The organism is Streptomyces sp. NPDC030245 (assembly GCF_055572995.1).
This window is the reverse complement of record NZ_JBVICF010000016.1, coordinates 172,816-195,175: the sequence shown is the minus strand read 5'-3', so window position 1 is coordinate 195,175 and position 22,360 is coordinate 172,816. Positions and strand designations below refer to the sequence as shown.

Annotated in this window: 22 protein-coding genes and 5 tRNA genes; 19 read left to right on the top strand and 8 right to left on the bottom strand. The window is 70.8% G+C overall.

Features of this window, described 5'->3' with window-relative positions:
• Positions 1-9 precede the first annotated feature (9 nt).
• Positions 10-3,951: a sensor histidine kinase gene (locus ACZ4Z4_RS34940; RefSeq protein ID WP_468336667.1), complete on the bottom strand. Its 3,942-nt coding sequence runs from the start codon at positions 3,949-3,951 to the stop codon at positions 10-12.
• Positions 3,952-4,526: 575 nt separating this feature from the next.
• Between ACZ4Z4_RS34940 and ACZ4Z4_RS34935 the strand changes: the two genes are divergently transcribed.
• The 9 genes from ACZ4Z4_RS34935 to ACZ4Z4_RS34895 all read left to right on the top strand — a co-directional run bounded on the left by ACZ4Z4_RS34935 (position 4,527) and on the right by ACZ4Z4_RS34895 (position 8,476).
• Positions 4,527-4,727 (top strand): hypothetical protein, encoded by a 201-nt coding sequence (locus ACZ4Z4_RS34935; RefSeq protein ID WP_468336664.1) that lies wholly within the window; start codon positions 4,527-4,529, stop codon positions 4,725-4,727.
• Positions 4,728-4,806: 79 nt separating this feature from the next.
• Positions 4,807-5,595 (top strand): fumarylacetoacetate hydrolase family protein, encoded by a 789-nt coding sequence (locus ACZ4Z4_RS34930; RefSeq protein ID WP_468336662.1) that lies wholly within the window; start codon positions 4,807-4,809, stop codon positions 5,593-5,595.
• The gene (gene gltX, locus ACZ4Z4_RS34925; protein ID WP_468336659.1) at positions 5,588-7,066 is read left to right on the top strand and encodes a glutamate--tRNA ligase; all 1,479 of its coding nucleotides are present in this window, start codon (positions 5,588-5,590) and stop codon (positions 7,064-7,066) included. The genes ACZ4Z4_RS34930 and gltX overlap by 8 nt, the downstream gene beginning before the upstream one ends.
• Positions 7,067-7,135: 69 nt before the next feature.
• Entirely contained in the window at positions 7,136-7,864 is a 729-nt protein-coding gene (locus ACZ4Z4_RS34920) for an HAD family hydrolase (protein WP_468336656.1), read from the top strand.
• Between the two features lie 87 nt (positions 7,865-7,951).
• A tRNA-Gln gene (locus ACZ4Z4_RS34915) sits at positions 7,952-8,023 on the top strand.
• Between the two features lie 41 nt (positions 8,024-8,064).
• A tRNA-Glu gene (locus ACZ4Z4_RS34910) sits at positions 8,065-8,137 on the top strand.
• Between the two features lie 62 nt (positions 8,138-8,199).
• Positions 8,200-8,272: transfer RNA gene (locus ACZ4Z4_RS34905), tRNA-Glu, on the top strand.
• 31 nt (positions 8,273-8,303) lie between these two features.
• Positions 8,304-8,375, top strand: a tRNA-Gln gene (locus ACZ4Z4_RS34900).
• Between the two features lie 28 nt (positions 8,376-8,403).
• Positions 8,404-8,476, top strand: a tRNA-Glu gene (locus ACZ4Z4_RS34895).
• 42 nt (positions 8,477-8,518) lie between these two features.
• Here the strand turns inward: ACZ4Z4_RS34895 and ACZ4Z4_RS34890 are convergent.
• Complete coding sequence (locus tag ACZ4Z4_RS34890) at positions 8,519-9,175, bottom strand: MerR family transcriptional regulator (RefSeq protein ID WP_468336653.1); 657 nt, start codon at positions 9,173-9,175, stop codon at positions 8,519-8,521.
• 105 nt (positions 9,176-9,280) lie between these two features.
• Between ACZ4Z4_RS34890 and ACZ4Z4_RS34885 the strand changes: the two genes are divergently transcribed.
• Positions 9,281-9,766, top strand: coding sequence for a DUF4188 domain-containing protein (locus ACZ4Z4_RS34885; RefSeq protein ID WP_468336650.1), 486 nt, complete (start codon positions 9,281-9,283; stop codon positions 9,764-9,766).
• Positions 9,767-9,916: 150 nt separating this feature from the next.
• Here ACZ4Z4_RS34885 and ndgR read toward each other — a convergent pair whose 3' ends face one another.
• On the bottom strand, positions 9,917-10,636 hold the full coding sequence (gene ndgR, locus ACZ4Z4_RS34880) for an IclR family transcriptional regulator NdgR (protein ID WP_468336647.1): 720 nt from the start codon (positions 10,634-10,636) through the stop codon (positions 9,917-9,919).
• Between the two features lie 181 nt (positions 10,637-10,817).
• On the opposite strand from ndgR, the gene leuC reads away from it, so the two are divergent.
• The 4 genes from leuC to ACZ4Z4_RS34860 all read left to right on the top strand — a co-directional run bounded on the left by leuC (position 10,818) and on the right by ACZ4Z4_RS34860 (position 14,200).
• A complete protein-coding gene (gene leuC / locus ACZ4Z4_RS34875; RefSeq protein WP_468336644.1) occupies positions 10,818-12,245 on the top strand; it encodes a 3-isopropylmalate dehydratase large subunit in 1,428 nt (475 codons plus the stop codon).
• A gap of 2 nt (positions 12,246-12,247) precedes the next feature.
• Positions 12,248-12,841 carry a 3-isopropylmalate dehydratase small subunit gene (gene leuD, locus ACZ4Z4_RS34870; RefSeq protein WP_468336641.1) on the top strand — a complete coding sequence of 198 codons (594 nt, stop codon included), beginning with the start codon at positions 12,248-12,250 and terminating at the stop codon, positions 12,839-12,841.
• Positions 12,842-13,089: 248 nt separating this feature from the next.
• On the top strand, positions 13,090-13,326 hold the full coding sequence (locus ACZ4Z4_RS34865) for an SCO5555 family protein (protein ID WP_362998149.1): 237 nt from the start codon (positions 13,090-13,092) through the stop codon (positions 13,324-13,326).
• Between the two features lie 160 nt (positions 13,327-13,486).
• A complete protein-coding gene (locus ACZ4Z4_RS34860) occupies positions 13,487-14,200 on the top strand; it encodes an HU family DNA-binding protein (RefSeq protein ID WP_468336638.1) in 714 nt (237 codons plus the stop codon).
• Between the two features lie 111 nt (positions 14,201-14,311).
• Here ACZ4Z4_RS34860 and ACZ4Z4_RS34855 read toward each other — a convergent pair whose 3' ends face one another.
• Positions 14,312-14,515: a hypothetical protein gene (locus ACZ4Z4_RS34855; RefSeq protein WP_468336635.1), complete on the bottom strand. Its 204-nt coding sequence runs from the start codon at positions 14,513-14,515 to the stop codon at positions 14,312-14,314.
• Positions 14,516-14,529: 14 nt separating this feature from the next.
• Positions 14,530-15,165 carry a 2-phospho-L-lactate guanylyltransferase gene (gene cofC / locus ACZ4Z4_RS34850; protein ID WP_468336632.1) on the bottom strand — a complete coding sequence of 212 codons (636 nt, stop codon included), beginning with the start codon at positions 15,163-15,165 and terminating at the stop codon, positions 14,530-14,532.
• Positions 15,166-15,317: 152 nt separating this feature from the next.
• Here cofC and ACZ4Z4_RS34845 point away from each other — a divergent pair, with 152 nt between their 5' ends.
• From ACZ4Z4_RS34845 to ACZ4Z4_RS34835, 3 genes are read left to right on the top strand one after another with little or no spacing between them, the layout of a single operon-like run.
• The gene (locus tag ACZ4Z4_RS34845; RefSeq protein ID WP_468336629.1) at positions 15,318-16,112 is read left to right on the top strand and encodes a lysophospholipid acyltransferase family protein; all 795 of its coding nucleotides are present in this window, start codon (positions 15,318-15,320) and stop codon (positions 16,110-16,112) included.
• 17 nt (positions 16,113-16,129) lie between these two features.
• Positions 16,130-17,146: an NAD(P)H-dependent glycerol-3-phosphate dehydrogenase gene (locus ACZ4Z4_RS34840; RefSeq protein WP_468336710.1), complete on the top strand. Its 1,017-nt coding sequence runs from the start codon at positions 16,130-16,132 to the stop codon at positions 17,144-17,146.
• 48 nt (positions 17,147-17,194) lie between these two features.
• Entirely contained in the window at positions 17,195-18,352 is a 1,158-nt protein-coding gene (locus ACZ4Z4_RS34835) for a D-alanine--D-alanine ligase family protein (RefSeq protein WP_468336626.1), read from the top strand.
• A 25-nt stretch (positions 18,353-18,377) separates the two neighbouring features.
• Here ACZ4Z4_RS34835 and ACZ4Z4_RS34830 read toward each other — a convergent pair whose 3' ends face one another.
• Together ACZ4Z4_RS34830 and ACZ4Z4_RS34825 are read right to left on the bottom strand one after the other, a co-directional pair.
• Positions 18,378-18,878, bottom strand: a complete 501-nt coding sequence (locus tag ACZ4Z4_RS34830; RefSeq protein WP_468336623.1) for a DUF3515 domain-containing protein — start codon at positions 18,876-18,878, stop codon at positions 18,378-18,380.
• A gap of 20 nt (positions 18,879-18,898) precedes the next feature.
• Entirely contained in the window at positions 18,899-19,132 is a 234-nt protein-coding gene (locus tag ACZ4Z4_RS34825; RefSeq protein WP_016642988.1) for an Lrp/AsnC family transcriptional regulator, read from the bottom strand.
• A gap of 212 nt (positions 19,133-19,344) precedes the next feature.
• On the opposite strand from ACZ4Z4_RS34825, the gene ACZ4Z4_RS34820 reads away from it, so the two are divergent.
• Positions 19,345-20,313 carry a thiamine-phosphate kinase gene (locus ACZ4Z4_RS34820; RefSeq protein ID WP_468336620.1) on the top strand — a complete coding sequence of 323 codons (969 nt, stop codon included), beginning with the start codon at positions 19,345-19,347 and terminating at the stop codon, positions 20,311-20,313.
• Positions 20,310-21,107, top strand: coding sequence for a bifunctional hydroxymethylpyrimidine kinase/phosphomethylpyrimidine kinase (gene thiD, locus ACZ4Z4_RS34815; protein WP_468336617.1), 798 nt, complete (start codon positions 20,310-20,312; stop codon positions 21,105-21,107). The genes ACZ4Z4_RS34820 and thiD overlap by 4 nt, the downstream gene beginning before the upstream one ends.
• Here thiD and ACZ4Z4_RS34810 read toward each other — a convergent pair.
• Positions 21,080-22,354 carry an FAD-dependent monooxygenase gene (locus ACZ4Z4_RS34810; protein ID WP_468336614.1) on the bottom strand — a complete coding sequence of 425 codons (1,275 nt, stop codon included), beginning with the start codon at positions 22,352-22,354 and terminating at the stop codon, positions 21,080-21,082. The genes thiD and ACZ4Z4_RS34810 overlap by 28 nt on opposite strands.
• Between the last annotated feature and the right edge of the window lie 6 nt (positions 22,355-22,360).

Genomic DNA, 22,360 nt, shown 5'->3' with positions numbered 1-22,360 from the left:
CGGGCTCAACTAACGCTCCTGCTGGTGAGTGGGGCGAGGGAAACTGCCGGTCTGGCCGGTACCGGCCTGGCGACCCTGCTGGATGCCCCGACGGAGATTCGTCAGCCGGCCGCGTACGTCATCGGGCGCACGCGAGACCTGCGGACCTGTGCTGTCCTGCTGCTGCTGGGCCGTGCCCGCGACCAGGTTGGCGCGCGGGACGCGGCGCGGCAGTCCGGATGTGGTGACGCCGCCCGCCGTGGGCTGCCGGACGCGCTCGGCCTGGCGGCCCAGCTCGTCGTTGGGGGAGGAGCGCCAACCGCCGGGCACACCGGCGCCGTTGGTGCCACCGCCGCCCGCGGGCGCGGCGTTCGGGTCCTGGCGCTGGGGGCGCGAGGGGAGCGGGCGCTGCGGGGCCTCGGGGGCCTGCTGCTCCTGCGGCGCGGCCTGCCGGTGCTGCTGCTCCTGCTGGGCCGGCTGCTGCTGGGCCGCCTGCTGCTGGGCCGCCTGCTGGTTCTGCTGCTGCTGGAACCAGTTGGTCTCCAGCGTGTCGAACAGCGGCGTACGGCCGTCGCCGGGGCCGGCCGGGGGCAGGGGCTGCTGCGGGTTCAGCGGGTCCTCGTGCTGGTTCAGCGCGTCCTGCTGCGGCGTCTGGCCCACGCCCTGGCCCTGCCCCTGGCCCTGCTGCTGCGGGAGGCCCTGGTGGGGGTCGCCCTGGCCGCGGCGGGGGGCCGGCGGGCGCGGCACGGTGTAGTCGGGGTTCTCCCGACCGCCCTGCTGCGCGAAGCCGTTGCCCTGGTCCTGCTGCTGACCGGGGTTCGGGTTCTGCTGGTTCTGGTTCTGGTTCTGATGCTGCGGCGCGGCCGGGCGGCCGGGCTGCTGGCCGCGCCGGGGCGCGCCCGTGCCGCCGAAGACGTCCGAGCGGACGAACTGGCCGGTGGAGCCGCTGTCCTGCGGTGCCGGGGTGCCGTGCGCCGGGGTGCCGGGCGGCGGGGCGTCGAAGTCCGGACGGGCGAACTCCGCGGTGGAGCCGGGGCCCTGCCGGTCGTCCGCGCCCGCCGAAGCCTGGGGGAACTGGCCGGTGGACTCGTGCTCCTCGTGGCCCCGAGGGGTGTCGAAGGGCTCGCGCGCCACCTGCGGCTGCGCGTTCTCGTCGCTCCAACTGGGCACGCGCGGCTGCGGGTTGCCCCCGGGCAGCTCGGCGCGCGGGCCGCCGCGGGGCGGCAGCTGGGGCCTGCGCCCCTGGTCACCGGCGTCAGCCTGGGAGTTCGCCGGGGGCTGCATCGCGTTCGTACGCTGCTGGGGCACCGGAGGCTGCGGCGCGTTGCCGCCGCGGCCGCGGCGCGGCGCCTGCGGCTGACCGCCCTGCGGAGCGGCCTGCGGACGCTGACCCTGGCCGGGGGCCTGACCGAGACCCAGCCCGGGGCCCTGGCCCGGACCCTGACCCGGTCCCTGAGACTGACCCGGACCCTGCGCCGGTCCCCGGCCCTGAGCCGGGCCCTGACCCTGAGCGGGACCCTGCCCCTGACCCGTGTCACGGGAAGGCAGCGCGGCCCGCGGACCCGAGCCCGCGACCTGCTGGCGCGGCGCACCGGCGCCGAGCAGCCCGGGGCCGCCCTGGGCGCCGGCACCGGGGCCGCCGCCGAGCGCGGGACCGCCGCGGCCGGGGCCACCGGTCAGACCGGGACCGTTGCCGCCCGCACCGACACCGCGTCGCGCGGCCGCGGCACCGGCCGCGGCCTGAGCCGCCGCGGGACCGCCGGTGGGGGAGGGCGCACCGGGCTTGCCCGGCATCTTCTTGCCGCCCTGGGCGACGTCGACGGGGAGCATGACCAGCGCGGTCGTACCACCGGAGTCGGACGGGCGGAGCTGGATGCGGATGCCGTGGCGCTGCGACAGACGGCCGACCACGAACAGACCCATGCGGCGCGAGACCGAGACGTCCACGGTGGGCGGCGAGGCGAGCCGCTCGTTGATCGCGGCGAGGTCCTCGGGGGAGAGGCCGATGCCGGTGTCGTGGATCTCGATGAGGACGCGGCCGTCGGGCAGCGCGTGACCGGTGACCTTGACCTTGGTCTGCGGCGAGGAGAACGACGTCGCGTTCTCGAGGAGCTCGGCGAGGAGGTGCACGAGGTCGTTGACGACGCGTCCGGCGACCTCGGTCGCGGGCACCGAGGAGAGCTCGATGCGCTCGTACTGCTCCACCTCGGACGCGGCGGCACGCAGCACGTCGACGAGCGGGACGGGGCGGGTCCACCGGCGACCGGGCTCTTCACCGGCCAGAACCAGCAGGTTCTCACCGTTACGGCGCATGCGGGTCGCGAGGTGGTCGAGCTTGAAGAGCGAGGAGAGCTGGTCCGGGTCGGCCTCGCGCGACTCCAGCTCGGAGATGAGCGAGAGCTGGCGCTGGATGAGGCCCTGCGAGCGGCGCGAGAGGTTGGTGAACATCGCGTTGACGTTGCCCCGCAGAAGGGCCTGCTCGGCGGCGAGGCGGACGGCCTCGCGGTGCACGTCGTCGAAGGCCGCGGCCACCTGGCCGATCTCGTCGCGCGAGTGCACACCCACGGACTCCACCGAGGTGTCCACGTCCTGCGGGTCCGACTCCGAGAGCTGCTTGACCAGCTCGGGCAGGCGGTCCTGGGCGACCTTGGTCGCGGTGTCCTGGAGGCGGCGCAGCGAACGGATCATGGACCGGGCCACGACGAACGCGCCGACGAGCGAGACGCCGAGCACGAGCAGGATCAGCGCACCGTTGAGGATGGCCGACTGCTCCGACTCGTTGCGCAGCTCGCGCGCCTTCTGCTCCATCTCGCCGAGCAGCGTCAGCTCGATCTTGGACATCGCGTCGATCTTGGTGGTGTCGGCGTCGATCCAGTCCTTGTAGGACCGCTTGTCCTGGAGCTTGATGCCGCCCTCCTGCTCGAGGACGCGCTTGGCGTACTCGTTGGCGGCCTTGACGGCGGGGTTGGCGCCGTCGATGGGCTTGGTCAGCTCACCGGCGTTGCCCGCGTAGATCTTGCTGAACGTCTGGAGCTCCGAGCGCTCCTTCTCGTTGGCGCTGAGGCCGAAGGTGCGGTCGGTCTCGGAGATCTTGCCGTACTCGCTGTCGTTGGCCGGCAGGGCCGCGGCGATGATCGCGCGCTGTACGGACGCGTACTCCTTGGCCGAGGAGAAGGCGGCCAGCGAGCGCGTGCGCTGGATCATGTCCGGGTTGCTCGTCGCCTGCGCCATGTCCTGCGACAGCTTGAGGAGCTGCTCGACGAGCTGGCTGTAGGCCTCGACGGTCTGCGAGGTGGAGCCCTTGTCGGCGAAGGCCTTCTTGCGGACGTCGTTGATGCCCTGGAGCTGCTGGGTGATCTGGACGGCGCTGTGCCGGACGCCGAGGAGGCCCTTCTCGCCGTCGGTGTCGTTGAGGTCCTGGGTGCCCTGGAGGAAGTTCCGGTAGACCCGGTCGGTCTTCTCGCGAGCGCCCTTGACCGTGTAGTCCGAGGCCTTCGCGCCGTGCGCGAGGGGCCCCGCCGACTTGTCGCGCTCCTCCTGGAGCGCCGCGGCCAGCTCCGTGGCCTGCTTGGTCATCTCGGTCAGCAGCTTCATGTTGTCGAGCTGCTGGATCTCGTCCAGGGACGAGTTGATGCGGAGCGCGCCGAGCGAGGTCGCGGTGATCACGGGGAGCGCGAGCAGCGAGACCAGACGGGTGGAGATGCGCCAGTTGCGCAGGGCTATTCGCGAGCCGGTGCTGGGCGTCTTGCCGCCGGCCGGTCCCTTGCCCTGGCTCTTGGCCGGGGCGGCCGTCGAGCCGCTGCCGACGGTGCCCTGGCGGGCGGCGCCGGGGCCGCTGTCGCCGGGTGCACCCGGTCCGGGGTTCTGGGCGTGCTGGGGCGAGGAGCCGCGCTCCGGCTCCGCCGGAGCATCCCCTCGGCCGCGGTCGGCCTGGGGAGACCCCTTGCCATCCCTCTTGAAACGTCCCTGCACTAGCGTCGCAACCTCTGGACCAGGCGTCCTGCCGGATAACGGCGGGACGGTGTCGGCGTCGTGGGGCGGCAAGCGCCCCCTATGTGGTCGTGAGTGACCGGCGCTTGCTCCCCCTCCCCGCCGCCACTCGGCGCTGCGTTGCGCCCCTGCGCGCCGGTTCGATCCCGCGGCGGTCCCGGGAATTCCAGCACAGTGCCGGATCTCCAACAAGGCCCGTGTGTCGCGCCACGGCCCACGTGACGCGTTGTGAGTGGGGAGTCACCAGACGTAGAAAGTGATCTAGTAAAAAACGGACCCATCCCCGCAAAGCGCCTACCGGCGGGGGGTGTCCCAGACTTCATGATCAGGAGCGGAATGGTGCCTTCAGTGGCGCAATGTCCGTTTCCAATGGTCTGACCCCGGGCCTGGATTGACCCTTTTGTCCGCCCTCTCGTGAGCAAACTCACATGAAGATCAAGGCGTCTTCCGGACTTTGGCCGGGAATTGGATGTTTAGCCTGACGCTTTACAGGGATGGCGAATCCGACAAGCCGCGTCCACCGCGTGACGCCCCAACCGACAAGGTCCGAACAGCAGATGAAGACTGTGAAGTCGACGATGTTCCGCAACATAGCCAACCCGCGCCGCACCACTCTCGCGCACCTCAAGGACGCCGACGACGTCCAGGCCGCGCCCGAGCAGCCGGCGCACGCCGTGGAACTGCCGACGCAGACCGCCAACCCCAAGCGCACGATCCTGATGGACGCGCCGGAGCAGCCCGCCCCCGTAGCGGGTTAATGGCGCGAGGCCGGCCCCCTGTGCCGCGTTAGCCTGGAGTGTCAGACTCCACCCATTCCAGCAAGGGGCCAAGGCACACGTGCGCATCGCCAGGTTCTCCATCGACGGCAACGTCGCCTTCGGCGCGGTCGAGGGCGAAAGCCCCCCCGGAACGACCGATGGGCTCGTCCTCGACATCATCAAGGGCATCCCGTTCGCGGACTTCGAGCTCTCCGGCACGAAGGTCCCGGTGAGCAAGGTCAGGCTGCTGCCCCCGGTGCTCCCCAACAAGGTCGTGGGCATCGGCCGCAACTACGCGGACCACGCGGCGGAGCTCGGCAACGAGGTCCCCGACGTCCCGGTCGCCTTCTTCAAGCCGTCCACCTCGGTGGCGGGCCCCGGCGACGCCATCGTGTACCCGTCCTTCTCGCAGGAAGTGCACCACGAGGCCGAGCTGGCCGTGGTCATCGGCCGGATGTGCCGCGAGGTCCCGCGCGAGCGCGCCCGCGACGTCATCCTCGGCTACACCTGCGCCAACGACGTCACCGCGCGTGACGTGCAGAAGCGCGAGAAGCAGTGGGCGAGGGCCAAGGGCTTCGACACCGCCTGCCCGCTCGGCCCCTGGGTGGAGACCGACCTCGACCCCTCCGACCTCACCATCCAGTGCACGGTCAACGGCGAACAGCGCCAGCTGGGGCGCACGGCCGAGATGGTCCGCTCCGTCGAGGACCTGATCGTGCACATCTCCGAGGCCATGACGCTGCTCCCCGGCGACGTCATCCTCACGGGCACCCCGGCAGGCGTCGGACCGCTCAACGTCGGCGACGAGGTCGCCGTCACCATCGAAGGCATCGGCACTCTCACCAACAAGGTGATCAAGCGTGGCTAACGCGACCCCCGTACGCGTACGGTTCTGTCCCTCGCCGACCGGCAACCCCCACGTGGGCCTGGTCCGCACCGCCCTCTTCAACTGGGCCTACGCCCGGCACAACGAGGGCACCCTGGTCTTCCGCATCGAGGACACCGACGCCGCGCGCGACTCCGAGGAGTCGTACGAGCAGCTCCTCGACTCGATGCGCTGGCTGGGCTTCGACTGGGACGAGGGCCCCGAGATCGGCGGCCCGCACGCGCCCTACCGCCAGTCGCAGCGCATGGACATCTACAAGGACGTCGCCGCCAAGCTGATCGACGGCGGCTACGCCTACCCCTGCTACTGCACCACCGAGGAGCTGGACGCCCGCCGCGAGGCCGCCCGTGCCGCCGGCAAGCCGTCCGGTTACGACGGCCACTGCCGCGACCTCACCGCCGAGCAGATCGAGGCGTACGAGGCCGAGGGCCGCAAGCACATCATCCGCTTCCGGATGCCCGACGAGGCCACCACCTTCACCGACCTGGTCCGCGGCGAGATCACCGTCCAGGCGGAGAACGTCACGGACTACGGCATCGTCCGCGCGAACGGCGCCCCGCTCTACACCCTCGTCAACCCGGTCGACGACGCGCTGATGGAGATCACCCACGTCCTGCGCGGCGAGGACCTGCTCTCCTCCACCCCACGCCAGATCGCCCTCTACAAGGCGCTGATCGAGCTGGGCATCGCCAAGGGCATCCCCGAGTTCGGCCACCTCCCGTACGTCATGGGCGAGGGCAACAAGAAGCTGAGCAAGCGCGACCCGCAGGCGTCGCTCAACCTCTACCGCGAGCGCGGCTTCCTCCCCGAGGGCCTCCTGAACTACCTGTCGCTCCTCGGCTGGTCGTTCTCGGCGGACCAGGACGTCTTCTCGATCTCCGACATGGTCGCGAAGTTCGACCTCGCCGACGTGAACGCGAACCCGGCCCGCTTCGACCTCAAGAAGGCCGAGGCGATCAACGCCGACCACATCCGCATGCTGGACGTGAAGGCCTTCGCCGAGGCCTGCGAGCCCTGGCTGCGCGCCCCGCACGCCAACTGGGCGCCCGAGGACTTCGACGAGGCCGCCTGGCAGGCCATCGCGCCGCACGCGCAGACCCGCCTCAAGGTCCTCTCCGAGATCACCGACAACGTCGACTTCCTCTTCCTGCCGGAGCCGGTCTTCGACGAGCCGAGCTGGACGAAGGCCATGAAGGAGGGCTCCGACGCCCTCCTGCGCACGGCCCGCACCAAGCTGGAGGCGGCCGACTGGACCTCCCCCGAGTCCCTCAAGGAGGCCGTCCTGGCCGCCGGCGAGGAGCACGGCCTGAAGCTCGGCAAGGCCCAGGCCCCGGTCCGCGTCGCCGTCACCGGCCGCACCATCGGCCTGCCCCTCTTCGAGTCCCTGGAGATCCTGGGCAAGGAGAAGACCCTGACCCGCATCGACGCGGCGCTGGCGAAGCTGACCGCCTGATCCGCCGGTACGCACACAAGGGCCCGGAAGCCGAGACGGCTCCCGGGCCCTTGGCGTAGCTTCAAAAGCATGCCGATCAAAGCCGTGGTCTGGGACATCGACGACACCATCTTCGACTACGCGCGCGCCGACAGCGCCGGCATGCACGCGCATCTCACCGCCGAGGGGCTCCTGGAGCGGTACGAGTCCGCCGAGCGTGCCCTCGGCCGGTGGCGGGAGCTCACCGAGCTCCACTGGGCCCGCTTCGGCGCCGGCGGGGTGACCTTCGAGGAGCAGCGCCGCGACCGGGTGCGGGACTTCCTCGACGCCCCGGGGCTGAGCGACGCCGACGCCGACGCCTGGTTCGACCGTTACGTCGGTCACTACGAATCGGCCTGGTCCCTCTTCCCCGACACCGTCCCCACCCTGGACGCCCTTGCCGACGGTTACCGGCACGCGGTGCTCTCCAACTCGGCTCTCTTCGTCCAGGACCGCAAGCTGCGCCTCCTCGGCGTCCGCGACCGCTTCGAGGCCGTGCTGTGCGCCGCCGACCTGGGCGTCTCCAAGCCCGCCGCCGAGGCCTTCCTCGCCGTCTGCGCCCACCTGGGCCTCGCGCCCGCCGAGATCGCCTACGTCGGCGACCAGCCGGAGATCGACGCCAGGGGCGCCAGGGACGCCGGCCTGCTCGGGATATGGCTCGACCGCAGCGGCACGGCGGGGGACGGCCCCACCGGCGTCCACCGCATCAGGGACCTCTCCGAGCTCCCCGCGCTGCTGCGGGCGGATACCCGTTTTGGAGCGCCGTCCACCTTCGGGTAATGTTCTTCCTGCGCCGCCCGAGAGGGCCGAAAGGTCCGGCCGGGAAGCGCAAGTCAAACAAAACCCCTTCCCGGGGTGGCGCTTTGATGGCCTATGGTGTAATTGGCAGCACGACGGTTTCTGGTTCCGTTAGTCTAGGTTCGAGTCCTGGTAGGCCAGCTCGCAGAGCTCATCTGCAACCTGTGGATCTCATCCACAATGCCCCCGTTGTGTAGCGGCCTAGCACGCCGCCCTCTCAAGGCGGTAGCGCCGGTTCGAATCCGGTCGGGGGTACAGATCCTTCCCGCGGGGACAGATCGGGTCGCACCCACTGTCACTGATGCAGGATCGCTAGGGCCCCCGTTGTGTAGCGGCCTAGCACGCCGCCCTCTCAAGGCGGTAGCGCCGGTTCGAATCCGGTCGGGGGTACTGTAGGTACTAGACATGGTCTAGACCACATTGGGCTATGGTGTAATTGGCAGCACGACGGTTTCTGGTTCCGTTAGTTTAGGTTCGAGTCCTGGTAGCCCAGCTGGATCGTGTGGTGACGCAAGATCCTCGCCCCCGTTGTGTAGCGGCCTAGCACGCCGCCCTCTCAAGGCGGTAGCGCCGGTTCGAATCCGGTCGGGGGTACAGAAACGGCAAGGGGCCTTCCCGCGAGGGAGGGCCCCTTCGTCATTCCTCCGTACTCCACTGCCCGTAGCGGCTCGTGGACTCCTCCGCCTGTGCGATGCGGCGCAGGCTCAGCAGCACCGGCTCGTACAGCACCGTGAGCGCCACCGCCGCCTCCAGCTGCCGGTCGGGCGTCTCGTACCGCTCGATCAAGTCCAGGTCGGTCACGGCCAGTTGGCGTCCCGCGTGCGCGTAGGGCGCCAAGTCGTCGACGCCGCACGGATATCCGAGCCGGGCCAGGGTGGCGACGGCGGTCACCAGCACCCGGTAGGCCGGTGAGTCGTCCGGGCGGTCACGGGTGTGTTCCCAGTTGAGCCGGGCCAGCAGCAGGTCGACCGTGGAGCGCGCCTCCCGCATCGCCGCGTCGTCCTCGGTCGACTCCCGGCCGTGCGGCAGCGCCGAGACCGCCGTCCCCAGACGGGAGTTGTGGTCGAGGGACTCGTCCTCCAGGGCGGTCAGGACATCGCGCGCCGACGCGATCGGCACCCGCCCCACCTGGATCAGCGCCCGCACGAGCCGGAGCCGCTGTAGATGCGAGTCGTCGTACTCGGCCTGCGTCGCCGTCACGCGGTGGCCGGGCGGCAGCAGCCCCTCCCGCAGGTAGTACTTGATCGTGGCCGTGGGGATCCCGCTGAGCCTGCTCAGCTCCGCCAGTTTCATCGGATGGTGCCTCCTCTTGCGCCCCCCTTTGGGGAGTGGCACTATCCAAGCATGGATAGTTCGACTATCCAACATCGGAAAGAGCCAGGACGAGGGGGAAAAATCATGGGCAGCAAGCCGGTCGAAGGACGCATGACCGCGGAGGCGGAGGGCGGCGTGGTCGTCTTCCACATCGGGATGCGCATCAACGCGTTCCGTGCCGTCCGCAGCTGGTGGCCCGTCTTCATGGCGATGCCCCGCATGCTGAGGGAGCTGGCGCGGGACCCCGAGAGCGGAATGCTGGGCTACCGGCTGCTGCTCGGCGGGCCGCGCCTGGTGTACGTGGTCCAGTACTGGGAGTCGCAGGAGAAGCTGCTCGCGTACTCGACCGCACCGGACAAGGCCCACCGGCCCGCGTGGACGGCCTTCAACCGGCGCCTCAGGAACGGGCGGGGCAAGGTCGGCTTCTGGCACGAGACGTTCGTGGTGCCGGCCGGTGCCCATGAGCAGGTGTACGTGAACATGCCGCCGTTCGGACTCGCCGCGGCCACCGGCGTCCTCCCGGTCGCCCGGCGCGGGGAGCGGGCCGCCGACCGTCTGACAGTGGCCTGACGCCGGCTGCCGTGAGGCACATGTCGTAAAGGCGCATGGCGTAAGGGCACATGGCGTAAGGCACAGAAAAGCGCCGGAAGGGGCTGCCGCGGCGTTGAGGCAGTTCCTTCCGGCGCTGTGCGTGGATCGGCGCTCCCGGCGCCGGGAGCGTCAGCCGCCGGAGCGGCGCAGGGCCTCCGAGAGGCGTCCGGCGGCGTCGATGACCGCCTGCGCGTGCATACGGCCCGGGTGGCGGGTCAGGCGCTCGATCGGTCCGGAGACCGAGACGGCGGCCACCACGCGGTTGGAGGGGCCCCGCACCGGCGCGGAGACGGACGCGACGCCCGGCTCGCGCTCGCCGATCGACTGGGCCCAGCCCCGCCGGCGCACACCCGAAAGGGCCGTGGCCGTGAAGCGGGCGCCCTGGAGGCCGCGGTGCAGGCGCTCCGGCTCCTCCCAGGCCATCAGGATCTGCGCGGACGAGCCCGCCTTCATCGTGAGCGTCGAGCCGACGGGGACGGTGTCCCGCAGGCCCGAGAGGCGCTCGGCCGCGGCCACGCAGATGCGCATGTCGCCCTGCCTGCGGTAGAGCTGCGCGCTCTCGCCCGTGACGTCGCGCAGGTGCGTGAGGACCGGGCCGGCCGTGGCGAGCAGGCGGTCCTCGCCCGCCGCCGCCGCGAGCTCGGCGAGGCGCGGGCCGAGAATGAAACGGCCCTGCATGTCCCGCGCCACCATCCGGTGGTGTTCCAGTGCCACGGCGAGTCGGTGAGCCGTGGGTCGTGCGAGCCCGGTGGCCGCGACCAAGCCCGCGAGGGTGGCCGGACCGGACTCCAGAGCGCTCAAGACAAGGGCCGCCTTGTCCAGAACGCCGACGCCGCTAGAGTTGTCCATGCGTCGATACTCGCGTCTCACTCTGTGAAACGCAAGTTCAATTTTCTGCGAGACGCGCCACTCTGTACGAGCGATCCGCGGACCAACGGATTTCGCAGCCGACGTGCGGCACGAGGGGTACGCGCGTCGGCGAACAGATCTCTAGTGAGGCCGGCACGAGCGGCCGGTCGGAGGGAAAGCGATGGGTAGGACACTCGCGGAGAAGGTCTGGGACGACCACGTCGTCCGGCGCGCCGAGGGCGAGCCCGACCTCCTCTACATCGATCTGCACCTGCTGCACGAGGTGACCAGCCCCCAGGCCTTCGACGGCCTCCGCCAGGCCGGCCGTCAGGTGCGGCGGCTCGACCTCACCATCGCGACCGAGGATCACAACACCCCGACCCTCGACATCGACAAGCCCATCGCCGACCCGGTCTCGCGGGCGCAGCTGGAGACGCTGCGCAAGAACTGCGCCGACTTCGGTGTGCGCCTGCACCCGCTGGGCGACGTCGAGCAGGGCGTCGTCCACGTGGTGGGACCGCAGCTGGGACTGACCCAGCCCGGCACCACCGTGGTCTGCGGCGACTCGCACACCTCCACCCATGGCGCCTTCGGCGCGCTGGCGTTCGGCATCGGCACCTCCCAGGTCGAGCACGTCCTCGCCACCCAGACGCTGCCGATGGCCCGTCCCAAGACCATGGCCATCACCGTCGACGGCGAACTGCCCGACGACGTCACGGCCAAGGACCTGATCCTCGCCATCATCACGAAGATCGGCACCGGCGGCGGCCAGGGCTACGTCCTGGAGTACCGCGGCTCCGCCATCGAGAAGCTCTCGATGGAGGCGCGTATGACCATCTGCAACATGTCCATCGAGGCGGGCGCCCGCGCCGGGATGATCGCCCCGGACGAGACCACCTTCGCGTACCTGAAGGGCCGCGCCCACGCGCCGGAGGGCGAGGAGTGGGACGCCGCGGTCGCGTACTGGAAGACGTTGAGGACCGATGACGACGCGGTCTTCGACGCCGAGGTCTACATCGACGCCGCCTCGCTGGCGCCGTTCGTCACCTGGGGCACCAACCCCGGCCAGGGAGCGCCGCTTTCGGCGAGCGTCCCCGACCCGGCTTCGTACGAAGACGCTTCGGAGCGCCACGCCGCCGAAAAGGCCCTGGAGTACATGGGGTTGACCGCGGGGCAGCCGCTGCGCGACATCAAGGTCGACACCGTCTTCGTAGGCTCCTGCACCAACGGCCGCATCGAGGACCTGCGCGCGGCGGCCTCCGTCGTCGAGGGCCGCAAGGTCGCCGACGGCGTGCGGATGCTGGTCGTCCCCGGCTCGGTCCGGGTCGCCCTCCAGGCCGTCGAGGAGGGCCTGGACAAGGTCTTCGTCGCCGCCGGGGCCGAATGGCGGCACGCGGGCTGCTCGATGTGTCTGGGCATGAACCCCGACCAACTGGCGCCCGGCGAGCGCTCGGCCTCCACCTCGAACCGCAACTTCGAAGGCAGGCAGGGCAAGGGCGGACGCACCCATCTGGTCTCCCCGCAGGTCGCCGCCGCCACCGCGGTCACCGGCCACCTCGCCTCGCCCGCCGACCTGTCCGACGCCCCCGTGACCGCCGGAGTCCGATAACCATGGAAGCATTCACCAAGCACACCGGCCGGGCCGTCCCGCTGCGCCGCAGCAACGTGGACACCGACCAGATCATCCCCGCCCACTGGCTGAAGAAGGTCACCAGGGACGGCTTCGAGGACGGGCTCTTCGAGGCCTGGCGCAAGGACCCCGAGTTCGTCCTCAACCGCCCCGAGCGGCAGGGCTCCACGGTCCTGGTCGCCGGACCCGACTTCGGCACCGGATCCTCCCGCGAGCACGCCGTGTGGGCGTTGCAGAACTTCGGCTTCAAGGCGGTCATCTCGTCCCGCTTCGCCGACATCTTCCGCGGCAACTCGCTGAAGAACGGCCTGCTCACCGTCGTGCTCGACCAGAAGGTCGTGGACGCGCTCTGGGAGCTGACGGAGCGGGACCCGCAGGCGGAGGTCACGGTCGACCTGGAGGACCGCCAGGTCCGCGCGGAGGGCATCACCGCCGACTTCGAACTCGACGAGAACGCCCGCTGGCGACTCCTGAACGGCCTGGACGACATCAGCATCACGCTGCGGAACGAGCCGGACATCGCCGCGTACGAGTCCGGGCGCCCCTCGTACAAGCCGCGGACCGTGCGGGTCTGACAGCCCGCAACACCCCGCACCAACCTGATGTACCCCCAATCGTGGACGGTTGGGGGTACATCTGTGTGTGCCTTCCGAGAGGTGCCCGGTGACCTGAACGGGTGGTCTCAACTCCCTTGGCCGCGACGGAAGAAGAGGCTGGAAATCCCCTTGTACTCGGCGCGACGGGGTACCCTCAGGAAGGCGGCGGACGGCGGCAGTTACCCCCTGCGGAGGCGACAACTCGCCCCAGATGGCACAATCGGTGCATGGGACGTGACAGCCAACTCGAGCTCTACGGGCTCGTCGCGGACCAACTGAAGGAAGCGCACTCCCGAGTGCGCGCACTGCAAGTCCCGGAGGGCGTACGGATGGCGCTGACCCGGAAGCTGCTGGTCATTACGGCCGCGGCCAAACACGATCTCGCCGATGCGGCAAGGCGTCTGGAGCGATTGATGGCGTCCCTCGACGAAGCAGACGAGGGCCGATTCCCCCAAGACCCCTGAGTCGCAGCCTCAACGGGCCTTCGAGGAGTTCCGAGATGGGCCACTTCGTTGCGGCACAAGGGTGATTAGCCCGTTTCGTGTTTGATTTGCGGTATATATCTGCCTAACGTGCGAAAAAGCCGGAGTATTTCGCTCCGGCAATGTCTCCGAAGGGGAAGACGTGAACAAGGCGCAGCTCGTAGAAGCGATTGCCGACAAGGTCGGAGGCCGCCAGCAGGCCGCCGACGCCGTCGACGCGGTCCTGGACGCCGTCGTCCGTGCCGTTGTCGGCGGGGACCGTGTTTCGGTCACCGGCTTCGGCTCGTTCGAGAAGGTCGACCGCCCGGCCCGTTACGCCCGCAACCCCCAGACCGGGGAGCGCGTGCGCGTCAAGAAGACCTCGGTGCCGCGCTTCCGCGCCGGTCAGGGCTTCAAGGACCTGGTGAGCGGCTCGAAGAAGCTCCCGAAGAACGACGTCGCGGTCAAGAAGGCGCCCAAGGGCAGCCTGACCGGCGGCGCTTCGGCGACGGTCAAGAAGGCCGCGGCCAAGAAGGCCACCGCGAAGAAGGCCACGCCGGCCGCCAAGAAGACCACCGCGACGGCGAAGAAGGCCACCGCGAAGAAGACGACGGGCGCCGCGAAGAAGACCACGGCGACCGCCAAGAAGGCGACGGCGACGGCGAAGAAGACCGCTACGAAGGCGACGGCCAAGAAGGCCACGCCGGCGAAGAAGGCCACCGCCACCGCCAAGAAGGCCACGCCGGCCGCCAAGAAGACGACGGCGAAGAAGACCGCGCCCGCCGCCAAGAAGGCCACGGCGAAGAAGACCGCGCCCGCCAAGAAGGCCACGACGCGCAAGACGACCGCCAAGAAGACCACGGCCCGCAAGAAGTAGGGGCACGAGGGCACTCACGCGCCGGGCCGGGCTCCCACGGGGGAGCCCGGCCCGCGTCGTGCGCCCGGACGGCGCTTGAGCCCCGGGCGCGGCACTTCCGCGCCGGGTTCCTCAGAACGTCTGGAGGGTCACCAGGGTGATGCGGCGCGCGTCGCCCTCGCCGTCCACCTCGATGCGCACGCGCTGCCCCGGGCGCAGCAGCCGCAGCCCGCCCGCGTCGAACGCGGGCGCCTCGAAGGAGACGGGAGTCCCGTCGTCGAGCAGCACACTGCCGCTGCGGGTCTCGGAGTCGTACGTGTACGCGGTCGCCTGCATGGAAAGCAGCGTACTCAGTCGGCGATGAGCAGGCGCGCCGCGGCCGCGGCGGTGCGCGGTCCCACGCCGAGTGCGAGGGCGGCCCGCAGGTCCTCTCCGGTGTCCACGTCCTGGCGTACGGAATCGACGCCGTCGAGCGCCAGTTCCACGGCCCCGGACGCCGAATGCCGGGCCCTTGAGGCCACCCCGAAAGCGGGATGCAATTGCGTCCCCGGCGTCGCGCACAGCAGTGTCGTCCCCATTCCTGCGGCATCCGGCATGAATGCGCGGGGAAATGCGGCGGCGCTGTCGAGGGCGCGGGCCAATTCCTCGGGGCGCAGCGCGGGCAGGTCGGCGTTCAGGGCCGCGACGGCCGCGTCGGGCCGCTCGGCGCGCACCCGGGCCGCCCCGTGCGCCAGCGCGGTGTTCAGGCCTCCGCCGGGCTCGTCGGCGAGGACCCGGGCGCCCAGCGCGGCGAGCTCCCGGCCCGCCAGGGGGTCGTCCGTGACGACCGCCACATCCCGCACCGCCGGGCACGCCAGCGCGGCGGCCAGGGTGTCCTGCGCGAATGCCAGGGCGAGACCCGGGCGCAGACCGTCCCCGGACGCGGCGGCGAGCCTGCTTTTGGCGCGCGCCAGCGATTTAACGGGTATGACCAGGGTCCATTGCACGGGCGCTCCGTCCTTCGCGTCGGGCCCATTGTGACCTGCCCACGGACGAGGGGCGGTGGCCGCGGACGGGTGGGCGTACGGTGTTCTCGACAGACCGGCAGCCTGGGGCGACACTTGTGCGGCCGGCCAGGTTCATGGAGGAAGGTGTCCGAGTGTCCCGCCGCAGAATCGGCTTCTGGTACCGCCTTGCGGCGGTCATTGCTAAACCGCCGCTCTTGGTTCTGTTCAAGCGGGACTGGCGTGGAATGGAGCACATTCCGGCCGACGGTGGATTCATCACCGCGGTGAATCACAACTCGCATATCGACCCGTTCTCGTACGCGCACTTCCAGTACAACACGGGGCGAGTGCCGCGATTCCTGGCGAAGGACGGCCTTTTCAAGCGTGGCTTTGTCGCCAAGGTGATGAAGGGCACGGGCCAGATCCCGGTCTACCGCGAGACGACGAACGCGCTCGACGCCTTCCGCGCCGCCGTCGACGCCATCGCGCGCGGCGAGTGCGTCGCCTTCTACCCCGAGGGCACCCTCACCAGGGACCCCGACATGTGGCCGATGACCGCCAAGTCCGGCGCCGCGCGGGTCGCCCTGGAGACCAAGTGCCCGGTGATTCCCGTCGCACAGTGGGGCGCCAACCTCGCTCTTCCGCCGTACAGCAAGAAGCCCGCCTTCTTCCCGCGCAAGACCCTCCAGGTGAAGGCGGGACCGGCCGTCGACCTGTCGCGCTTCTACGACAAGGAGCCGACGCCCGAGGTGCTGCGCGAGGTGACCGAGACCATCATGGCCGCGATCACCGAACTCCTCGAGGAGGTCAGGGGCGAGAAGGCCCCTGAGACGCCGTACGACCCGCGCAGGGCGCGGCAGGAACAACGACGCAAGGCAGCGCGCCGCGGCGCCGCACAGGGCGGCACGGACAGCACCACAGAGAGCACCTCGGAGGACAGCAAGTGACGAACCCCGCGACCCCCGTGAACGCGGCACGGCCCGCGAAGGCCGCCGTCTTCGGAACGGGCTCCTGGGGCACGGCCTTCGGCATGGTGCTCGCCGACGCGGGCTGTGACGTCACCCTGTGGGGCCGCCGCGCCGAACTCGCCGACGCGGTCAACTCCACGCGGACCAACCCGGACTACCTCCCCGGCGTGCGGCTCCCGGAGAACCTTCGGGCGACCACCGATCCGGCCGAGGCCGCAGCGGAGGCCGACTTCACGGTCCTCGCCGTGCCGTCGCAGACGCTGCGCGCCAACCTCGCCGAGTGGGCGCCGCTGCTCGCCCCCGGCACCGTCCTCGTCTCCCTCATGAAGGGCGTCGAACTGGGCTCCGCCATGCGGATGAGCGAGGTGATCGAGGACGTCACGAAGGTCCCCACCGACCGGATCGCCGTCGTCACAGGGCCCAACCTCGCCCGTGAGATCGCCGCGCGGCAGCCCGCCGCCGCCGTGGTCGCCTGCCGGGACGAAGCCGTCGCGCAGCGCCTCCAGACGGCCTGCCACACGCCGTACTTCCGCCCGTACACCAACACCGACGTGGTCGGCTGCGAGCTCGGCGGCGCCGTGAAGAACGTCATCGGCCTCGCCGTGGGCATCGCGGACGGCATGGGCCTCGGTGACAACGCCAAGGGCTCGCTCATCACGCGCGGCCTCGCCGAGACCACCCGGCTCGGGCTCGCCATGGGCGCCGACCCGCTCACGTTCTCCGGACTCGCGGGCCTCGGCGACCTGGTGGCCACCTGCTCGTCGCCGCTGTCGCGCAACCACACCTTCGGCACCAACCTCGGCAAGGGCATGACCCTCCAGGAGACCATCGCGGTCACCAAGCAGACCGCCGAGGGTGTCAAGTCCTGCGAGTCCGTGCTGGATCTGGCCCGCAGGCACGGCGTCGACATGCCGATCACCGAGACGGTCGTGGGCATCGTGCACGAGGGCACGCCCCCGGTGGTCGCCCTCAAGGACCTCATGTCGCGCAGCGCCAAGCCGGAGCGCCGCTGACGGGCGTCGCCTGACTCCTGCGGTACCAACGGGTACTCTCAACGCGATATGAGCAGCGAGAACCTCCCCCAGAGCCCTGAGCAGCCGCTCCGCAAGCCGCGTGTGGCCGTCGTGTTCGGCGGCCGCAGCTCGGAGCACGGCATCTCCGTCGTCACGGCCGGCGCCGTGCTGCGCGCGATCGACCGCTCCAAGTACGACGTCCTGCCGATCGGCATCACCACGGACGGCCGTTGGGCGCTGACCGCCGACGAGCCGGAGCGGATGGCCATCGCCGACCGCCGGATGCCGAACGTCGCCGAGATCGCCGACTCCGTGGAGGGCGGTGTCGTGCTCCCGGTCGACCCCGGCAACCGCGAGGTCGTCTACAGCGAGCCCGGCTCCGTGCCCAAGGCGCTCGGCGAGGTCGACGTCGTCTTCCCGATGCTGCACGGTCCCTACGGAGAGGACGGCACCCTCCAGGGTCTGCTCGAACTCTCCGGAGTGCCCTACGTCGGCTCCGGAGTCCTCGCCTCGGCCGTCGGCCAGGACAAGGACTACATGAAGCGGGTGTTCGCCTCCTTCGGGCTGAACGTCGGCCCGTACCTGGTGATCCGTCCGCGCGAGTGGCGGCAGGACGAGGCGGGCGCCCGGCAGCGCATCGCGGAGTTCGCCGGCGAACACGGGTGGCCGCTGTTCATCAAGCCCGCGCGCGCCGGCTCCTCGATCGGCATCACGAAGGTCGACTCCTTCGACGGTCTCGACGAGGCCATCGCCGAGGCGCAGCGCCACGACCCCAAGATCATCATTGAGGCGCTGCTGCGCGGCCGCGAGATCGAGTGCGGCGTCCTGGAGTTCGAGGACGGCCCCCGCGCGAGCGTCCCGGCCGAGATCCCGCCCGTGCAGACGCACGACTACTACGACTTCGAGGCGAAGTACATCGACTCGACGCCCGGCATCGTGCCCGCGCCGCTGACGCCCGAGCAGACCGCGGAGATCCAGCGGCTCGCCGTCGAGGCGTTCGAGGCGGCGTCCTGCGAGGGCCTGGTGCGCGCGGACTTCTTCCTCACCGAGGACGGCCGGTTCGTGATCAACGAGATCAACACGATGCCCGGCTTCACGCCCATCTCGATGTACCCGCAGATGTGGGAGAAGAGCGGCGTCAGCTATCCGGAGCTGGTGGACCGCCTCATCCAGGCGGCCCTGAACCGCTCCACGGGCCTGCGCTGACCCACGCCCGAGGGTGCCGCCCCCGTCAGGGGGCGACCCCCTTGGGGATGGTCTTCTTGATGGGGGCGGAGAAGTCCGTGAGCGGACTCAGGCCGCCCCCCGCCCGCTCCGCCGGCAGCGTCACCTCCACGTAGGCGAGGCGCGCCCCGGTGGTGAAGGTGTACGAGCCGTCGTCGCGCTTCTGGAGCAGCCAGGCGACACCGTTCACGTTCACGCTGTTCTCCCCGGCGTACGCGGGGTCGATCATCTCCGGGGGCCGCTCCACACCGCAGCGCAGTATGATCGCCGGGTCTCCCCACCCCGCGGTCAGCTCGGACTTCGGCCCGGGGTCGGTCCGGCCGAGACCGTCGACCTTCTCCGGGAGCTTGTCGTGCAGGTCCCGGCAGAGTCCCGCGGCCTTCGCGGCCGGGGACGGAACCACCACTGACGCCTCGTCGTCCGAAGATGAGCAGGCCGCCGTCGTGAGCAGCAGGGCGAGGGCGGACGTTCCTGTGAGGCAGCGGCGCCGGAGACGGGGGAGGTTCACCGGGCCAGGGTAGACGGGGGCTACAAGTGCACGACCGGGCAGGTCAGGGTTCGGGTGATGCCGTCCACTTGCTGGACCTTGGCGACCACCATGCGGCCGAGTTCGTCGACCGTGTCCGCCTGCGCGCGCACGATGACATCGTAGGGTCCGGTCACGTCCTCGGCCTGGATCACTCCCGGGATCTTGCCGATCAGCTCGGCGACGGTCGACGCCTTGCCGACCTCTGTTTGGATCAGGATGTACGCCTGTACCACGGAACCTCCAGGGCGGCCACGAGGATCATGTGGGGGGAGAAAGGGACGCCACGGTACCGCGTCGCCGCTCGTCACGGGGAGACCCGCGTGACCTGTGGCGCGCACATCATGGCGGACGGACAGCAGAAGTCGACGGTCACGTCGACCGTACCGATGACAGAGACGGCTCGCGACCGGGGGCCGGGCAGCGTGAAAGGGCATGGTGAGACTCGGTGAAGGGATCCGTGGGCGAGTTGGGGGAGTTCGGGCTCATCAGAGAGCTCACCTCGCGGCTCACCACCACACCGGCCGTACGGCTCGGCCCGGGCGATGACGCCGCGGTCGTGTCCGCTCCGGACCGCAGGGTCGTGGCGAGCACCGACATCCTCCTGGAGGGGCGGCACTTCCGCCGCGACTGGTCCACCGCGTACGACGTGGGCCGCAAGGCCGCCGCGCAGAACCTCGCCGACATCGCGGCCATGGGCGCCGTGCCGACCGCGCTGCTGCTCGGCCTCGTCGTGCCCGCGGAGCTCCCCGCGAGCTGGCCCACCGAGCTGATGGACGGCCTCAGGGACGAGTGCCAGGTCGCGGGCGCCGCCGTCGTGGGCGGCGACGTCGTGCGCGGCGACACCATCACCGTCGCGATCACCGCACTGGGCGACCTGCGCAACCACGAACCCGTCACGCGCGCGGGCGCGCAGCCCGGCGACGTCGTCGCCGTGACGGGCTGGCTCGGCTGGTCCGCCGCCGGGCACGCGGTGCTCTCCCGCGGCTTCCGCTCGCCGCGCGCCTTCGTGGAGGCCCACCGCAGGCCCGAGCCGCCCTACCACGCGGGCCCCGCGGCCGCCGGTCTCGGCGCGACCTCCATGACGGACGTCAGCGACGGCCTCATCGCCGACCTCGGACACATCGCCGAGTCCAGCAAGGTGCGCATCGACATCCGCTCCGGAGACGTCGACGTGCCCTCGCAGATGAACGACATCGGGCAGGCCGTCGGCGTCGACCCGCTCCAGTGGGTGCTGAACGGCGGCGAGGACCACGCGATCGTCGCGACGTTCCCGCCGGACGTGAAGCTGCCCGCCCGCTGGAAGGTCATCGGCGAGGTCCTCAACCCCTCCGCGCTGCCCCAGGTGACCGTGGACGGCGCCCCGTGGACCAGCAAGGGCTGGGACCACTTCGGGGACAACGGGGACGCGGAGTGAGCGCGGCGCCGCCGCGGGTGCTCACCGTCGCCGGGTCCGACTCGGGCGGCGGCGCGGGCATCCAGGCCGACCTGAAGACGATGCTCGCCCTCGGCACGCACGGCATGAGCGTCGTCACGGCCGTCACCGCGCAGAACTCACTGGGCGTGCAGGGCTTCTGGGAGCTGCCGGTGGAGGCGGTGCGGGCCCAGTACCGCAGCGTCGTCGACGACATCGGCGTACAGGCGGTGAAGACCGGCATGCTCGCCTCGGCCGAACTGGTCGAGGAGGTCGCCGACTTGCTCGCCGGCACGGACGCCCCCGCGGTCGTCGACCCGGTCGGCGTCTCCAAACACGGCGACTCGCTGCTCGCGGTCTCCGCGCTGGACTCGGTGCGCACGAAACTCCTCCCGGTCGCCACGGTCGCGACCCCCAACCTCGACGAGGTCGCCCAACTCACCGGTGTCGTCGTCGACTCGGAGGACGGCCTGCGGCGCGCGGCCGCCGCCGTCCTCGCCTTCGGCCCGAAGTGGGTGCTCATCAAGGGCGGCCACCTCAGCGGCGACGCCGTGGACCTGCTGACCGACGGCTCCGAAGAGCACGTGCTGCGCGCCCCGCGCCACGACAACCGGCACACGCACGGCACGGGCTGCACCCTGGCCAGTGCCATAGCGGCGCAGCTGGCCAAGGGGCGGAGCGTCCCGGAGGCCGTCACGGCGGCCAAGGAGTACGTGACGGGGGCGATCGCCGCCGGGTTCGCCCTCGGCGGCGGGATCGGCCCGGTGGATCACGGCTGGCGGTCCACGGGCGCGTAGTCCTTGAGGACGAGGTCGCTCGCGGCCCTCTCCGTCAGCTTCTTGAAGAGGCCCGCCAGCGGCCGGGAGCCGAGCACCCGGTACGCCCGGTCGCGGCTGCGGATCTTCTTCCCGGTCGGCGGGGCGAGGAAGGGCCCCGCGTTGTCCGCGGTCTTCTGGCAGCCCTTGGCGTAGTCGCGGATCTCCGCCTCGTACGCGGCGAAGCCCACCCGGTGGTCACCCCCGGCGGCCGCGAGCTCACCGGCCAGGACGTACGCGGAGACCAGCGCCGTGCCCGTCCCGATGCCGCCCATCGTGGCGCCGTACCCCGCGTCGCCCAGGAGCACCACACGGCCCTTGGAGAGCCGGTCGACGTGGATCCGCGCGATGGCGTCGAAGTAGAGGTCGTCGGCGCTCTCCAGGCCTTCCAGGGCCTTGGGGGCGTGCTTCCAGCGCATGTCCGCGAACCGGTCGGCGAGGATCTTCTTCTGCCGGTCGATGTCGTGCCGGTCGTGATCGAGCCGCTCGGACCTGAAGAACAGGCCCACGCCCGCCCTGTCCGGGTCACCGTCGTAGTTGCTGATCACGACGGTGCGGCCGGGCTCGCTGTAGAGGCGGGCGGTGCGGTCGAGGCCGAGGTGGTTGGGGATGCCGAAGCCCGCCACGTAGTGGCCCAGGAAGCGCAGGTACCGCGATTCGTCACCGAAGACCAGACGACGGGTGTGCGAGTGCAGCCCGTCCGCGCCGACGACCAGGTCGAAGCGGCGGGGCGCGCCGTGGTCGAAGGTCACGTCGACGCCTTCGGAGTCCTCCGTCAGTGTGGCGACGGAGTCTCCGAAGACGTACTCGACCCGGTCCGCGGTGCGCTCGTACAGGATCTTGGAGAGGTCGCCGCGGAAGATCTCCACGTCGCCGCTCATGAAGAACGCGGGCAGGGCCACCCGCTCCGTGTCGTCGGCGTCCACGACGGTCTGGCGGCCCATGTGCGTCTGACGGCGGTGGACCTCGTCCCAGATGCCCATGCGCCGCAGCACGGTGCGGTGCACATCGCCCCGGAAGTCGACCGCGAAACCGCCCTCGCGCAGGGCGGGCGCCTTCTCCACGACCGTGACCCGGGCTCCGTGGCGGGCCAGCCACAGGGCGAGCGCGGGCCCCGCGACACTGGCGCCCGAGATGAGGACGTCCAAGTGGGCGAGGCTGCGGGTGGCGGTGCGGCGCGGGCTCTTCGTAGGGGCCGATTCGGTGTTCGTACGCGTCGGATGTGTCATGCGGCA

Coding starts and splice junctions, on each gene's coding strand:
- ACZ4Z4_RS34920 (WP_468336656.1), top strand. CDS start 7,136: ATGCCGATCAAAGCCGTGGTCTGGGACATCGACGACACCATCTTCGAC.
- ACZ4Z4_RS34810 (WP_468336614.1), bottom strand. CDS start 22,354: ATGACACATCCGACGCGTACGAACACCGAATCGGCCCCTACGAAGAGC.
- ACZ4Z4_RS34865 (WP_362998149.1), top strand. CDS start 13,090: ATGGGACGTGACAGCCAACTCGAGCTCTACGGGCTCGTCGCGGACCAA.
- ACZ4Z4_RS34890 (WP_468336653.1), bottom strand. CDS start 9,175: ATGAAACTGGCGGAGCTGAGCAGGCTCAGCGGGATCCCCACGGCCACG.
- ndgR (WP_468336647.1), bottom strand. CDS start 10,636: ATGGACAACTCTAGCGGCGTCGGCGTTCTGGACAAGGCGGCCCTTGTC.
- leuD (WP_468336641.1), top strand. CDS start 12,248: ATGGAAGCATTCACCAAGCACACCGGCCGGGCCGTCCCGCTGCGCCGC.
- ACZ4Z4_RS34935 (WP_468336664.1), top strand. CDS start 4,527: ATGAAGACTGTGAAGTCGACGATGTTCCGCAACATAGCCAACCCGCGC.
- ACZ4Z4_RS34855 (WP_468336635.1), bottom strand. CDS start 14,515: ATGCAGGCGACCGCGTACACGTACGACTCCGAGACCCGCAGCGGCAGT.
- ACZ4Z4_RS34885 (WP_468336650.1), top strand. CDS start 9,281: ATGGGCAGCAAGCCGGTCGAAGGACGCATGACCGCGGAGGCGGAGGGC.
- ACZ4Z4_RS34835 (WP_468336626.1), top strand. CDS start 17,195: ATGAGCAGCGAGAACCTCCCCCAGAGCCCTGAGCAGCCGCTCCGCAAG.
- leuC (WP_468336644.1), top strand. CDS start 10,818: ATGGGTAGGACACTCGCGGAGAAGGTCTGGGACGACCACGTCGTCCGG.